The sequence below is a fragment of the Bdellovibrionales bacterium genome, assembly GCA_016716765.1.
In the GTDB taxonomy this organism is placed as follows: Bacteria; Bdellovibrionota; Bdellovibrionia; order Bdellovibrionales; family UBA1609; genus JADJVA01.
Genome location: JADJVA010000006.1, coordinates 425,617 through 439,857, shown reverse-complemented (window position 1 = coordinate 439,857; position 14,241 = coordinate 425,617). Strand labels below are relative to the sequence as shown.

The window sequence follows — 14,241 nt, the reverse complement described above, 5'->3', positions numbered from 1 at the left end:
TAACAGTTTCCCCTTGCGACTCATGCTCGGAATCACATTATTTTGTTCAGCAAAGCCAAAATAATTTGCTCGCGTACTGAATTCCGCGGTCCGAGTGGAAGACGATGTTCGCCCTATTTCTGCAATTAGCCAACGCCATCCGCAGAGCATTTAAGACTCCGGTGGTTTCCAAACTGTCAGTGACCGACCAACCCACAACTTTCGGGTACAAACATCGAGAACTATGGCCAGATAGAAAAAGCGAGATCCAAATCTTAGATAGGTTATATCTCCGGCCAAAACCTGATTAGACTCTTTAGGCAGATCATCCTCGATCCTGAAAACTCGTGGAGCAATTGGACCCTCGTGGTTCGAATTAGTCGTTCTCACTCGATATTTCTTCTTTAACCTGGCATCCAATCCCATCTCCCTCATATACTTCGCGACAGTATTTTCACTTACAGAGAACCCCTCGCTTCTCAGCTCATGAAAGATCCTAGGTGACCCATAAGTACTTTTACTCACGTTGAAAATCTCCTCAATTTTCTTGCAGATTTCCATTTTTCTCGCCATGGATTTCAACTGGCCATTCTTTTTCCACTGGTAATACCCGCTGGTACTCACTCCAAAGTGTCTGCATAGCCGGATGATAGGAACTTCATTTGAAAGATCGAAAATCATTTGGAATTTCTCATTTGATCCTTTGATATAATCCTAGGCTTTTTTTAGAACATCGCTGACTTTGTTCAGGTACTCATTTTCCTTTCTGAGTTCTCGAACCTCAAACTCCAGTTCTTCATAGGTTTTCGCACCGCTGCGAGCGGTGCGACCTGATTGAGTCTCCATTTTCCATCGACGAATATTTGCCGGATTTATACCTAGATCTTCCGAGGCCTTTGTTGTGCCAATTTTCTCAGCCAAATCAACGGCTTCGGCCTTATACTCTTGTGAAAAAGCCCTTCTCTTTGAACTCATTGTTATCTCCTATCGGTTTGATTAAACCGCTCGAAGAAAACTGTCCACTATTATTGGGGAACTCTAATGTAAGCAACTTTCTTTTGCAGCCAACGAGCAAGAAGCCGCTAACTACGTCATCAACAACTATTCAAACCTAAAGCAAGAATTAGCTTCTGGCGAAGGTGAATATGTCGACGGCCTCACTGAAGTTATGAGTTGTAAAAATTCTGCTCGAATTCAATCACAGTACAGGACCGTTGTGGCACCAGCCCAAAACGGAGTTGAGCTCTATAAAAATCTAAAAGATTTCTGCGGTTAATTGATCGATCACAACCAGGATGAGTCCTACGCCTCAAATGGTGCGGAGGACTCAATTCCCTAAACAAAGCTCCTCATTTCACTCTATATAATTTTCAATCGACACTCCTACAAAGTTTATTTTGTGCTATAACCGCCCCCATTGTGGCGGCCCCTGTGTTTCTATGCTTCGTTATGTTCTAAAAACAAAGGAAGTTCGAATTGAATGATCTTAAAAGACATTTAAATATTACTCACATCATTCATTGCCGCTGCATTCTCGCAGCTTGTCTTATAGTAGGTTTCATGGCCTGGGACTTAATCGCTTTAGGACTCGAAAGGCAAGCTCATCGAATTGAAACCACACATACTTGTTGGATTGGCGGAGTGATGAGGTCCAGCGTGGATTCGAAGAAATGTGCTTTGAGGGGCAGAGAGTGCGACAAGAGCTTCTCTTCTTTTCGCTGTGGAAAAATTTTTGGTGAGGTGTGTGTGCCTCAGCAGCCAGTAGAAAACCTCACTGAACGCTGCGCTCAGGAGAGCAGGAGGATTTATCCAAATTCGCGAGATTTACCTTTTGTTCAATTAAGACACGAGGCCTTGAGAGAAACTCAAATCGAAATACTCAATGCCTTCAACCGGTTTTGCCTTGAATTTCAGCTGAACCCCTCAAAGATCGCAGACAAAGCTGAGCCTTGTCTGCTCGTGAGCGAGCGCCTTCAAGAGCTTGGTCTTTGGAACCCCCCTGAAGCTTCTGAGCTCTTGAATGCATCAACATATTCTGCGATATCTGGCGGCCCCAAGGGAGGCGATCCTCGATCTGAAAAAGTTCAAAAGCCACGGCTTGGTGTTGTTTGGAGTCAGTGCCCTGAGAAAATCAGATCAACAGCATATTGGAAATGGTTTATAGACATACTCAATTTTGAATTAGACCGCAAAAGCTGTGATTTGTCCAAAATGAAAATTGAAGTTGATTGTGCTGTCGAAACCGAAAGAATTCAAAAAAATGGTAGCGAAAGCAGATTGTCCAGTATTGGATTGAAAATTCATGAGTTCGGCAATCAAGCAATGGATCGTAAAGAAAAAGGCTTTCTCCTTGAAAGAGTTCTTTCCTTTCCAGAGTTCCTGAGCTTTTCCAATCTAACAGCTGACGAGAACAGTTTTTTTGTGCCAGACTACGGCAGTGTCCAGTTAGGTTTGCGCATGTTCTTTTCTAAGCACGATATCTGCGAAGGGAGCTTTAGGCGCAGACTCCAGCCCACCGAAAAGGATCGACCGAGGGGGGAGCAAACTGAAGAAATAGCATCTCGTGAAGATTTGATACCTTTGAGCGGCAATTGGTCACCAGATGATAAAACGACCAATTTCCTAACAAACTCCTTTCCGTACAATTTCTCAGCTTATGTTCAGCGCAATATTGAAGCGAGGTCCATTGTCATGGCCTCGAACTGCCAAATGTTGGATTTGTATTCGAAAATTAGGAAGACCTCGAATGGGCTCTGTCCTTTTTTCAATTTTCATTTTCTGATAATTCGAACTTAGTGATACTTCCCATGTCCTTAGATGAAATTGAAAATTTAGACAAAGATGGGAATTTATCCAACAAAATATATCGCCTTAAATATTTAGCGTTTGAAACATCCTCACCCTTTGGTTTGGGCCTGAAAACCAGTGCCTTTGAGTCCATTCTGAAGTCAGAAAATTTGGCTATTCTGGATAATTTGGGTCCACGAAAGGAAGGAAGTGGTCTCTGGAATTGGCACAATGAAACAGATGAAAGTCACAAGAATATTAAGCTGGTTGTAAAGCTTGAATTGAATCAAGCAATTGAACTCCTTACTCCTCACAAGAGCCTGATTTCTTCAGATAGCAAAGTTTGCTTTTTACAGCGGCTATTAAAATATTGAGTAAAAACAGAATAAACTGGCCCACGAGATTTAAATTGGAAGATCTAATCGCAAGAATTTTCACTTTTTAGCCAATTCTGCAAGTGACCATAAAGTGGATCGGATGGCTTGAGACTGCATTCTTCACCGCAAAACTTATTGTTGGTGGAGGAATCCCAAAGAGATTTCGCAGTGATTGACGTGGCCCATTGAAAAGAAGAAGTGACATCCGCATCGGCAAAGGCCGGAAAAGCAAACCCAGACTTGGCATGACAGCTTGAACAGTGAACGAGAAAGTAGTTTTTATGAAGATAGGAGAATCCTTCAATGCCACACATTGGTCCAACATCAGCCTCACCCGAGGCATGTTCCTGGCTTTTTTGCGAATTCGATTTTGCACAATTCTGGAATAGACCGACCATTGCACTTGAAAGAAAAATGATTGAAAAAATCTTAGTCCATTTTAGCCACTGATTGCACATATCTAATTATCGCAGACAGAGAAATATAACTCCAGAAAAATATATAATCCGCACCTTCCGCACTCGTGTCTACGTTCTAAACAATTGTTGCAGCAGATTGAACTCCACTGTCTCAAAAGTACTATCTACAGAAAATGTGTCTCACCCTGAACAAGCCTCAATTTGGCGGCTTTGGAATGAGCTCTTTGTCGCTCATACTGAAATAGTCGCAGCAGATGCTATCCGCAACGAGAGGGACGAACTTTCTGAATCAGGGGAGAATCGAAAATGGGTTCATTTATTAGATCAAAATACACCTGGATTTTTTCTTTGACGTTGATTATTTTGTCATTCCAAAATTGCATGTCCAAACATGATTCCGAGCTAATAAGCGTCGATGAAAACTCGCTGAGCAATGAACGCATTACGACCGGAGCCTTAAGCGTGCTTCAAAATAGATGCTCGAGTTGCCACAATCCTACTTCGACTGAGACAACGCCTATTCCAGATATATTGAATATTGAAGACATGACCACAAATGGCTGGATCCTGCCTGGTGCCCCCCAAAACTCCCCAATTTTCACCAGCATCATTGATGGATCTATGCCAAAAGGACAGGAACCACTCTCCTCGTCAGAGACCAGCCTCGTCCGAGACTGGATTATTGTTCTTGGGGGCGGAAACCCCCTCGCGACGCCTGACAATCCGAACACCCCGGGGGGAACTCCACCTCCGCCGCCTGTAGCCCCCTCGGGCACAGTCCTCTATAACACCTATTGCTCCTCTTGCCATGGCGTTGGCGCAGCTAGCACAAAAAAAGGCCGCACGGCCGCTCAAATAACCAATGCAATAGGCTCTGTTCCAACGATGATGGGCCTTGGCGGCCAGCTCAATGCCACTCAAATTCAAGCCATCGCAACCTATCTTGGAAGCATCTAGTTTTTTCTTTATATCCCATTTTGACACAGATTTGGATTGCCCAAGGGGCAGTCTATTTTTAATCTAGTTTCCAAGGACTAAATTCTAGCCTTCAAAGTCGATCATCTGGTCGAAGGAGCCTCCAGTGGACGTGCCCTCATTGTACTCAGCCCTCATCTGCCCCAGTTGCGGTGCAAGTAACCTAGATCTGACAAAGGAAAGTGTTTGGCAATGCGCATCTTGCTCAACCGCCTTTCCTTTTCTCAACGAAATTCCGTGGCTCTTCTCTTCGCCCGAATCGGTTCGAACACAGTGGATGAGCAAATGCGGCTCCTATCTTTCTTACCTCAAACAGAAAGTCTCTTCCTTGAACACGCAATTGCGAAGCGTCGACCTTCAAGCCTCAACTATAAGGCGACTTGAACTCATGGCGAAAGGCATGGAACACAACCTTCACCAAATGACTTCATTATTGGATCCACTCTTTAACAACAAGACTCAGCCTGATCATCGATCGTCTCTACCCGAGACTCCCAATAAGATACCAACGAAGCAAGGGCCTCGCACTTATATGGATCTTCTATTTCGAGATTGGGCGTGGGAAAACAACGAACTCACTGAGACCATACAGATTTTTGACTCAATAACGCCACCGGACCAATCCTCATGGAGTCAACTTGTTATCCTTGGTGGAGGTGCTGGGCGACTTGGGTTTGAATTGGCCCATCAACACCCAGAATGGAGTCTTACATCTGTCGATATCAACCCCCTGTTGATGTTCGTTGCTCAGGCTATGCAACAACAAAAAGCGCTAGATTATTTTGAGTTTCCCATTTCACCCGTCTCACTTGAAGCCACATGCGCTCTTCAGACTCTCAGAAATCCGCTTGGCCGAGCTGGTAACCTCTCATTTCTTTTTGCTGATGCTCTCAATTTACCGGTAAAAAGAGAGTCCCTGGAGGCCATCTTGACTCCCTGGTTTGTGGATATCGTTCCCATTGACTTGAAAACACTGGCACGTCGAATGAACTACTCGCTGAGAATGAAGGGAGAATGGATTAACCTGGGCCCTCTTGGCTTTGGCTATGGTCTTGAGTCCATCCACTATTCTCCCACTGAAATCCAGGAATTGCTCACGAATGCGGGATTCGATATTCTCGAGTGGCAGGAACGAAGCCTCCCCTATCTTCAGTCTCCTCACAGCGGCCACTGGCGACAAGAAAAAATCTGGGCCTTCAGAGCCTGCAAAATGAGAAAGGGAAAGGATCCCGGAAAGTACTCTTATCTTCCGTCCTGGCTAGAAAATTATGACCTTCCCATTCCAAAAGAAGGATATCTCGATTCGGTTTCAAACCAAAGTCGATTTCAATTCGAAGTTCTCACTGCAATTGATGGTCACAGAAGCATCAATGCAGTTTCTCAGTTAATGTCGGCACACTACAAAATGACCAAACAGATGGCCACCGAGTCACTTATATACTTTCTTACCAGATTGTACGAAGAAGCCGTCCAATCTCAATAACTAGTTGTTTTGTGCGCCAGCCATAATCCAGTCCTGCACGGCCCTTCTCTTCTCTGTTTCAAGCAAGCCTGTAAAAGGCATGGGTGGCAAGCCCGCAACCCTGCTATTCATTCGCACAAAAGCCTTGCTGTTGACATCATAGGGTATCAAGATACGGTTATCAATTAGACCCTGCCAATCCGTAATGTCGTACCCACCCTCATTGTTTACAGAGTTATGGCAGCCCAGGCAATTCACATAAAGAATTCCTCCTGGACGCAAAAGTTGAGTCATCGTCAAGGCCGCTCCAGTATAAGGATCGTCATCGTCTTGCAATGTTAAAGTGTGGCGGCCTACTGATCCCACGACCGCATTAACAGTACCAATCGCATCCAAATCAAGCACTAGCGTTTCGCTAGCTCCCTCATCTCTCTGATCATTTCCAATATCAATCTCAAAATTCTTGAAAGTCTCGCCGGGAGGTATAACGACTGAATAAGCCTTCACTTTGTAGTCCCAATCAAAGCGATTGATGCTGATATTCTCCTGTTCCTCGTTTGTAAAGTTATCGATACAGCAAAGCGCTGAGGATGTCGTCTGGCCATTCACGCGAATAGTCACCGTGATGTACTTCGCCGACGGCTGCGAAAGGTTCACTCTCACCGTCGCCAAGCCAGCCGACTCGACAACAGATGAAGCTGCCACTGAGAAAGCTACTTGCGGACCTGCGGACGGAGGAGGGATCGGCTCCGATGGAATTTCAAGACTTCCAAAAGATACTGCGATGACATCCGAATAACTCACTTTAATCGGCGCAACATTGGTACCAGCTGATAATAAGACATTTGTTCCTGCCCTGATGGCCTCATTTACTGCATTAAAAGTCAGATTGCCAGAAAGGCTCTTGCCATTGACTGAAAATCGAATACTCTTCACTTCAATATCTACCGAGGATCCACGGATTCGTGGCTCCGAAATAAGATAGGACTTTATTCCCAAGACGTCTTGCACACTGACCTTCACTTCAAAAAGTGCTCCGGGCAACGAGGGCAAAGTCATCCCATCATCTGCGATCAGCTCCCGATCAAGACCCCAGGACAAAGTCACAGCCTGACCCGTTGCAAAGTTAGCGTTGATTCCCTTGCTCTTGGTCCGAATGCGAGGGCCATCGTCCTCCGTGTCATCAATTGGGACACCATCTTTGCAGTTTCGTTCTGTCTCCTCAATCCCTTTGACCCAGGTTTCACGAAGCTGAGAAATCTCTGCCTCATGCTGTGGACCTGTGTAGGGAGATTGATGAGAGGGATTTACGGAATATTCTGATATTTTAGAAAAGCCGGTTACTTCAAACGAACGCCAGGCAACAGTCAAATTGGAGTCAGCAAAAGTGCCCTTTCCAAGGCCACCTGGCACATGACAGGTGGCGCAATGTTGCTTAACGAAGGGATGGTAGGTTCGGCTAAACAATTCCGACATATCGCTGCACCCATTCTTACTCTGAGAGCTAGCGCCCCCAGAGTTCTCATGAGAGGGAGAGCAATTGTTATAGAACAGAGGCAGAACTCCAATTATCCCAATTACCGCAAGTAAACGTCCCTTCATCCACATAAACTCACCCTACTGGTTTGAAAATTTTAACAGCTTCATTCAGTTGTTCGTTGGTCAATAATCTTGTGTCAAATAAGTTCAGTCGACCACTGAGAGAGAGGTAATTTGCAAACACGGAGGCCGCAGCGACCTGAGGACTTCCCCCAACAAAGTGGCGATCATTGGCCTGCTGTCCCTCTGTGAAATGACCCAACTGGAAGGCACTCGTTACAGGACGTCCAGTTGGATGATAGGCAAACATTAATGCACTACCGCCTCCACCACGATCACTTGTAAATTGCGCACTTGAGGTATCAGACACCACAGAACCCACTGCTCCATCCGAACAAACATAGACCATTCCTGGTTTGCCCATCGCTGCAAATGACTCTAATATTCGACCGATGACTTGACCTGCCTGAAGATCACGCCCATCAGTGGTAGCCCGTGGATTACCATGATAGTCATAGCCCCCAAGCTCAAGATTGACTGATCCACAATTGCCTTTGAGCGCATTGTAAACCATGGCCCCAAAAACAAAGTCCCTGTTGTTGGTTGCAGTGTTGGCATTTAATCCCCAAACACCAGCGATAGCGGCATTGCTAAGAGGACTCGTGCCAGGATCTGAATTGCTCATGAGTTCCTTGTTTTGACCAGTCGCACACCTAATCAAATCGCCCAACTTACTTCCACCTGAATACTGAGCAATCTGGCGGGCTTGAGTGGTGCTCAAATCTTCAACCATCTTAAAAAGACGGCCTTTTTGGGTCGTACTTAGCGCATTCAAACTTCCCGCTACTCCCAGAGCACTTGTAATGTCGTTGTATTGGCTCACTACCAACGGAGTCGGCGGCTGCACAAAAGCATAAGCATGTTTTGTTCCAGTTTCGGTCTGTTGAGTACCCAGGTTTTTCAGGAGGCTTCCCTCGAGCCCTGATTTGGCTGCCATTCCAGTCACGTCAAACTTGTTGTTGCCTGAGTCATCTTGAGATGTGACACAAACTCCAACAAATGATGTTTTATCTCTTGTTCCCGGAGTAGAAGTTGTTCGAATACCGGCCAAGAGTTGGCTCGTCGCTACAAAAGGTCCACCACCAAACTCGCTGCGGTCCACATTCAGTTGGGAAGTGGCTCCCATACCCAATCGATTGTATGATGGAAGTAATTGTCCACCGGCATCGTGAGGAACCCAATTTCCAGACAACCCCGCTCCCCCCGACAGACTGAGAGTGACGAGTGCTGCAAGATCTGTATTCCCTCCCTTTGAACAAACTAACTCGGCCGCTTGAGCCACCCCATTGTTTGCCAACACGTTATAGATGGAAGGAAGAGTCATCGCGGCACCAAAGTGCATCATTCCTGAAGCCAAAAGCTCCCTTCGCGACATTGGTTTCCCGTGCTGCTGAACATAGTTCCGAGAAACGGTATTGCGTTCCTTCAGCTCTGGGTTTCTTTCTTCCATTTCAATGATCTTAAATCTATCTTTTTTGCTCAATTTGCTCATAAAAATCCTCAACTTTCATTTTTTCAATTTTAAAATTCAACTGCGCTTAAACTAGATAACATCCCCGTGCATACAGCCAACATACCAGCTCTTGTTTGTGCTGGTGTATCACCTGTTCCGGCCTGAACAATATCTCGATAAGCAGTATCGATTACATCTGTCTCGCTGGGCTCCCCCTGAGGTCCGAGACTCGTAATGTTGTCACGTTGCCAACAACTTCGGGCCAGTCGGTTGACCACCAAACGAATCGCCCCACTTGATACCGAAGAAGGTCCCCGAGTAAAATCAATTCCGTCAAAGATAATTCGTTGAACATCTGGCTTTGGTGTTTCTAAAGAAACTAAGTCATTACAAATTTCCCCAGCAATTGCCACGATCCCCATCATCATTGGTCCTGAAATCGAAGTCGCGTAGCCATATTCTGAAATGGTGCCCAACCGCTGAGTCCATTCCTGAACAGTCGAAACGCTAGGTGTTCCTATTCCTGAGCAGGAAGTCATATTGTCCAATATTTGCTTCGCATAAACGGTCGATACCGTTCTTTCACCAGGAATCACATCGAAATCCTGATTTTCATCACTAGCGGGTCCACTTGACGCTGTGTCCTTGTTTGAACTTCGTCCCAAGAGATCACTGCAACCGTGACCGACAAACACCATTGTCATAAAGAGCCCAATCACCACCGAGAAAATTCTGATTTTTCCTTTTATTTTAACAGACATTCTATTCTCCCCTGTTCATTCGTTTAATATTTAATATTCAATTATTGGCCCAAACATTCTCTGCTGATCGCAATGCGCTTAAATAATTCCCTGAGACTGTAATTCGCTTCCGTAAAGGATCTCGCCGCATTTTTTAACATGTCCTCTTCAAAACTCACTGGATCGCGCTTACATACTGAGCGAAAAACTCTGCGAGCCAAGCAACGCGGAAATGCTCCTGATTCACTTAACATCAAACCGAATTCTGAAGCTCCAGAACCAGATACCTTTGATCCCCAATCAAAGTAGGATTTGTTGGCACCCGACCGTATGTAATTAATAAAGCTGTCTCCGGATGATGGAAATCCACCAGGAAAGGTATCTGCATTGCGATTCATTTTAGCTGAAATTCCCGATGGACTTTCCTCCATCGTTTCCCGACTGTCGCCATTTCCATCAGGCATGATAGAGGCGTACTTAATAACATCATTTGAAAAGTCATAACGAGAAAAAGCGTTTCTCAGAGAATCCATCACGCTGTGACAAGCAGCACATTTGGACGAATACTGGGCCGTATCTCCCCCTGGGAAACGATCGACATCACGCCCAACCCAGTTATCTGACTGCTTAGAATCTGCCCATCCCTCAATATCATTGCAGAGAAAAACCTTAAAGGAATACTGGACGATGCGTCGATTGGTTCCAGCCGATGCATGCGCTTGGAGAAAAGCGCGACTCGTCAACACTCCAGCTGGATCAGGATTGTCTACTACCCCACCAGCACCATTATAAATTTTTTGTCCATCAACTTTAACTAATACTCTTTTTAAATCAAAATTTCCGCTCGACAGGGCGTCATAATGATTGTTAGTAGTGACAATATCGTCCAAAGTATTTCGCACGACGGCCGCCTTACGAGGATCCCCCTGATAAGTGAAGTTACCTGTCAACAATTGCTTCGCATTGATATCATCGCGAGTGACGCCAATCACTGTTGCAACAAAGTCGCTCAGAGGAGCATTGACCGTTTCATCGCGTGTTGACATTCGACCAGCAAAGTCACGAACTGTAATATTATAAAAATCAGCTTCTTGAGAGGCCAAATCAGCCGCGCCAATCATGTCTTGAGCATCTATCCGTTGACCCATCTCCCTCACGATTGGATTGTCTATTGAAGTGCTCACTCCAGCTAAACGCTTATAGAGCAAAATCGCCTTTTTTCTGCCTTCGGTAATAGGATCTCCAGGCACAGGCTTGTAAGCAGGATACACTTTATTCCCTGGTGCCGCATCTCCGCTAATGTCCTTAGGTGTGAGCGCTCGACAATATATAGCGAGGAGATGAATCTTCCCAAGCCAAGCTCTCTCTTCTGTTTTGAATTTTGTTTCAACTGCATCAGCACGTGCAGCTGGATCAAGATATGAAATTTCATTTCCAATACCCAATATCATTCCATTGTCCCAGTTGGTAAAGGTTCCCCTTGTCTCATTGCTCAGAACTGTCTCCCGCAATATATTGACCCCATACTCATCGCTCACATAAAGACGGGTAACACCAGAAGCATCACGAGAGAAAAAGACGTGTTGGAGTTTCTTAAATGCAGAAACTCCTTGCTCAGTAATAACTTCTGCTCCGTCACGACTTCCAGACGTTCTCACAACCCCATGAAATCGATTTGAATCTATATAATCTTGCCCTAAGAAAAAGTTTCGATTGGTGGATGAAAGTTGATCTGCGGCATTTCCCGCCTTATTTGATAGCGTGACAATTCTCACGGGCTTCGGACGGGGCGGACGATCCTGATTATTCTCAACCCAGGCTTCAATGGTCAATTCATTGGATGCTTTGCAGGCATCTATGATCTTTGTGGCCGGCCCGCCTGAATGAATCAAGGTTGGCGCTTCAATATCAAGGGCTCCTCCAGAACGAATGACAGATGCGGGAGAATCAATCGTTAAATTCAAAGGGGTGCCAACGCCGGAAGTATCAAGAACAGGACCTGTTGTATCATTGAATTCATAAAGAGCCACGATTCCGGCCCGCTGACCTGGAAATTCCTCTGAGCCGTCAACAGCAAGTCCAAATGAGGTCAATGGCGATAATGCGAAAGATAGGCCTAATATTATCTGGCTACTTTTCAATTTTATATTCCTTTGACTCATTCTCTTACCCCTCTTGTTCCCAAAAAATCTCAGCATTCGAAACATTCTTCAGACCTCAACCCGCCAGCACAGTCATTTGAGATTGACAATGTAGGCCGCTCCAATATTTTCGGCCGCTCCATCATCCAAACGACTGCCGCAAATAGCTCGACGGTTAGACATAGCAACCGAACTTCCAAACTCATCGTTGAGAGCTCTGTCACGCGACATAATTTTAAAACTCTGAGTCCAGCTAGCGCCACTGCGTCGATAGTGATAAACAGCGCCAGTTTTTGAATCATCCCAGTGAGAGCCAATAAGTAAATCATCTCCAGCTAGAGCAATTGAAACTCCAAAACGATCTCCATTTGCCACATCACTTGCGCCAATTGATGCAGTTTGAACCCAGCTACCCGTATTTTCGAAGATGTAAGCGGCTCCCGACGAGGTTTGACCAGCCCGCCCTGTGGCAAAGATGGCCCCAACAGCGATCCGCGTCCCATCAGTCTTCACCGAAATTCCAAACATATCTCCGGCTTTTTTATTTGAAGACTCTAAGGTCTGAGAAACTGTCCAGTTCGTGGCAGGCTTTTTCAACACGTACGCCTTGCCATTGCCATTTCCCTTGAACGTCTCATTGTGAGGTGCGCCGACCACAATGTAATTCGTGCCTATTGCAACACTTGCTCCAAATTCATTGCGTCCGGTATTTCCACTAACGACAACTTTGCTTCCATCTTGAACCCATGCGCCACCTGACAAGTTGTAGACATAAACGGCACCCGCGTAGGCCAATTTTGATCCTGCTGTTTCAACGTTGTTATCCCAAGGTGCCCCGACCACCAACTGATTGCCCGAAAGAGCCACGGAGTATCCAAAAAGGTCACCCACATCTTGCACGTTAGGTTGAGATGGAGTGATCTTGGCGGTTTGTGTCCAAGTAGAGCCAGAGCGATCAAAAACAAAGACGGCTCCAACTCCAGCGGTGGGGTGATAGGGACTCCCCAAAACGATTCTACTTCCGCTAATGGCAACGCTCTTCATGTTATCGCTCACTGCGGCTTCTGTAGGAATCAATTTTTGCTGAAAAATCCAACTGGTGCCATTGTAAAAAAAGACATTCGCAGCTCCAGCCCCGTCACCGCCTTCACTGTCACCCGTTTCAACGACAACTGCGTAGTCACCGTCAATGGCCACCTGACTTCCAAACTGATCATTCTGTGCCTTTTCTACAGCTACAACTTTTGCCTCTGGAAGACACTCGTTTGTCACGTTTACGACAATTGTTTTTGCAGGGGACTCAGCACCACACTCATCTCGAGCGACCATTGTCACTGTGACGGGACCTGTCGGTTGACATTGACTATTCGCTGGCTGCTGAAATCGGATGTTTGCCGCATTATTATTAAAATTGGTTCCGTTATTATCTGCACAATCAACGTCGATAATATTATTGACAGAAGTTGTGCATCGAAGCGAATAAGTCTGATTTAGATCGTAGGGTCCTCCAGCATTTGTTCCCGTCACAGCGACTTGCGGAATATTCGTAGCCGTGCCTGAGAGCGGACCCATTCCCATCGGAAAAGAAAAACTCGCAAAAGTGTCCTGCACAATTGTGGGAGCTGGATTCTGAAAACACCTCGTACCGGTCGTATAGGTGATTCCGGAAGACATATCTGGAGTCGTATTGCCATTTACGGCACAAACTCGAAAAGAGTATTGCTTAGCTCTTGTCAAATTGGCAGCCAAGCCAACTGTGGAATTAACTGAGAGCACCGTCCCGCTCCCACAATTTGCCGGAGCTGTTGTTCCTTCCTGATAAGCCACCCGATAGGCGACCGTGCTTCCTCCTCCCGCAGTCCAAGTCAAAGAAATGCTATTAACTGTATTTGCTGCTAAAGCAATCCCAGTTGGATTAGGCGGGGGAGGGTTGCCCGTCACAACTGGTGGTGGTGTGCCGCCGCCAGGTGGTGGTGTGCCGCCTCCGGGTGGCGGCGTGCTATTTCCTCCGGGTGGATTGTTGCCGCTTCCATTGCCATTTCCGCTCGCACTATCGACAAATCCATCACCATGTGGCGCACTTCCGATAGGAACTCCAGCTGGATCACAGTTCTGAAATAGAACGATCAACAAAGTTAATGAGACCATCAACGTATATTTCTGTAGCCGAAGTGTACGATATTTGAGCAACTGACTCTTAAATCTATTTTTCATCCCAATGGACCAATTTGTGATCGCCACGCCGCTCCCCCTTAACTGATTAACTCCAATCAGTTCCATTCTAACCTATTGCATGGCGTATGCCGACT

The 14,241-nt window shown here is 45.9% G+C and carries 13 protein-coding genes; 5 read left to right on the top strand and 8 right to left on the bottom strand.

Annotated elements, in window-relative coordinates; all coding sequences use genetic code 11:
* Positions 1–150 precede the first annotated feature (150 nt).
* Both IPL83_05905 and IPL83_05900 read right to left on the bottom strand, forming a co-directional pair.
* Positions 151–660, bottom strand: a complete 510-nt coding sequence (locus IPL83_05905) for an IS3 family transposase (protein MBK9038691.1) — start codon at positions 658–660, stop codon at positions 151–153.
* Between the two features lie 33 nt (positions 661–693).
* Positions 694–954 carry a transposase gene (locus IPL83_05900; GenBank protein MBK9038690.1) on the bottom strand — a complete coding sequence of 87 codons (261 nt, stop codon included), beginning with the start codon at positions 952–954 and terminating at the stop codon, positions 694–696.
* Positions 955–1,072: 118 nt separating this feature from the next.
* Between IPL83_05900 and IPL83_05895 the strand changes: the two genes are divergently transcribed.
* The 3 genes from IPL83_05895 to IPL83_05885 all read left to right on the top strand — a co-directional run bounded on the left by IPL83_05895 (position 1,073) and on the right by IPL83_05885 (position 3,140).
* Positions 1,073–1,255 (top strand): hypothetical protein, encoded by a 183-nt coding sequence (locus IPL83_05895; GenBank protein MBK9038689.1) that lies wholly within the window; start codon positions 1,073–1,075, stop codon positions 1,253–1,255.
* A gap of 284 nt (positions 1,256–1,539) precedes the next feature.
* Positions 1,540–2,775, top strand: a complete 1,236-nt coding sequence (locus tag IPL83_05890; GenBank protein MBK9038688.1) for a hypothetical protein — start codon at positions 1,540–1,542, stop codon at positions 2,773–2,775.
* Positions 2,776–2,786: 11 nt separating this feature from the next.
* Positions 2,787–3,140 carry a hypothetical protein gene (locus IPL83_05885; GenBank protein MBK9038687.1) on the top strand — a complete coding sequence of 118 codons (354 nt, stop codon included), beginning with the start codon at positions 2,787–2,789 and terminating at the stop codon, positions 3,138–3,140.
* Between the two features lie 44 nt (positions 3,141–3,184).
* Here the strand turns inward: IPL83_05885 and IPL83_05880 are convergent, their stop codons facing one another.
* The gene (locus tag IPL83_05880; protein MBK9038686.1) at positions 3,185–3,457 is read right to left on the bottom strand and encodes a hypothetical protein; all 273 of its coding nucleotides are present in this window, start codon (positions 3,455–3,457) and stop codon (positions 3,185–3,187) included.
* 411 nt (positions 3,458–3,868) lie between these two features.
* On the opposite strand from IPL83_05880, the gene IPL83_05875 reads away from it, so the two are divergent.
* Both IPL83_05875 and IPL83_05870 read left to right on the top strand, forming a co-directional pair.
* Positions 3,869–4,519: a c-type cytochrome gene (locus IPL83_05875; GenBank protein MBK9038685.1), complete on the top strand. Its 651-nt coding sequence runs from the start codon at positions 3,869–3,871 to the stop codon at positions 4,517–4,519.
* A gap of 124 nt (positions 4,520–4,643) precedes the next feature.
* Entirely contained in the window at positions 4,644–6,020 is a 1,377-nt protein-coding gene (locus IPL83_05870; GenBank protein MBK9038684.1) for a hypothetical protein, read from the top strand.
* Here the strand turns inward: IPL83_05870 and IPL83_05865 are convergent, their stop codons facing one another.
* The 5 genes from IPL83_05865 to IPL83_05845 all read right to left on the bottom strand — a co-directional run bounded on the left by IPL83_05865 (position 6,021) and on the right by IPL83_05845 (position 14,173).
* Entirely contained in the window at positions 6,021–7,601 is a 1,581-nt protein-coding gene (locus tag IPL83_05865) for a hypothetical protein (protein MBK9038683.1), read from the bottom strand.
* Positions 7,602–7,611: 10 nt separating this feature from the next.
* Entirely contained in the window at positions 7,612–9,090 is a 1,479-nt protein-coding gene (locus IPL83_05860; GenBank protein ID MBK9038682.1) for a hypothetical protein, read from the bottom strand.
* A gap of 29 nt (positions 9,091–9,119) precedes the next feature.
* The gene (locus IPL83_05855) at positions 9,120–9,812 is read right to left on the bottom strand and encodes a hypothetical protein (GenBank protein ID MBK9038681.1); all 693 of its coding nucleotides are present in this window, start codon (positions 9,810–9,812) and stop codon (positions 9,120–9,122) included.
* A gap of 41 nt (positions 9,813–9,853) precedes the next feature.
* On the bottom strand, positions 9,854–11,953 hold the full coding sequence (locus tag IPL83_05850; GenBank protein MBK9038680.1) for a hypothetical protein: 2,100 nt from the start codon (positions 11,951–11,953) through the stop codon (positions 9,854–9,856).
* Between the two features lie 72 nt (positions 11,954–12,025).
* Positions 12,026–14,173 carry a fibronectin type III domain-containing protein gene (locus tag IPL83_05845; GenBank protein ID MBK9038679.1) on the bottom strand — a complete coding sequence of 716 codons (2,148 nt, stop codon included), beginning with the start codon at positions 14,171–14,173 and terminating at the stop codon, positions 12,026–12,028.
* Between the last annotated feature and the right edge of the window lie 68 nt (positions 14,174–14,241).

What these genes read in the sequence shown, in the direction of transcription:
- IPL83_05905 (MBK9038691.1), bottom strand. Translation starts at nt 660, where the DNA reads ATGATTTTCGATCTTTCAAATGAAGTTCCTATCATCCGGCTATGCAGA.
- IPL83_05900 (MBK9038690.1), bottom strand. Translation starts at nt 954, where the DNA reads ATGAGTTCAAAGAGAAGGGCTTTTTCACAAGAGTATAAGGCCGAAGCC.
- IPL83_05890 (MBK9038688.1), top strand. Translation starts at nt 1,540, where the DNA reads ATGGCCTGGGACTTAATCGCTTTAGGACTCGAAAGGCAAGCTCATCGA.
- IPL83_05885 (MBK9038687.1), top strand. Translation starts at nt 2,787, where the DNA reads ATGTCCTTAGATGAAATTGAAAATTTAGACAAAGATGGGAATTTATCC.
- IPL83_05880 (MBK9038686.1), bottom strand. Translation starts at nt 3,457, where the DNA reads ATGTGTGGCATTGAAGGATTCTCCTATCTTCATAAAAACTACTTTCTC.
- IPL83_05875 (MBK9038685.1), top strand. Translation starts at nt 3,869, where the DNA reads ATGGGTTCATTTATTAGATCAAAATACACCTGGATTTTTTCTTTGACG.
- IPL83_05865 (MBK9038683.1), bottom strand. Translation starts at nt 7,601, where the DNA reads ATGAAGGGACGTTTACTTGCGGTAATTGGGATAATTGGAGTTCTGCCT.
- IPL83_05860 (MBK9038682.1), bottom strand. Translation starts at nt 9,090, where the DNA reads ATGAGCAAATTGAGCAAAAAAGATAGATTTAAGATCATTGAAATGGAA.
- IPL83_05855 (MBK9038681.1), bottom strand. Translation starts at nt 9,812, where the DNA reads ATGTCTGTTAAAATAAAAGGAAAAATCAGAATTTTCTCGGTGGTGATT.
- IPL83_05850 (MBK9038680.1), bottom strand. Translation starts at nt 11,953, where the DNA reads ATGAGTCAAAGGAATATAAAATTGAAAAGTAGCCAGATAATATTAGGC.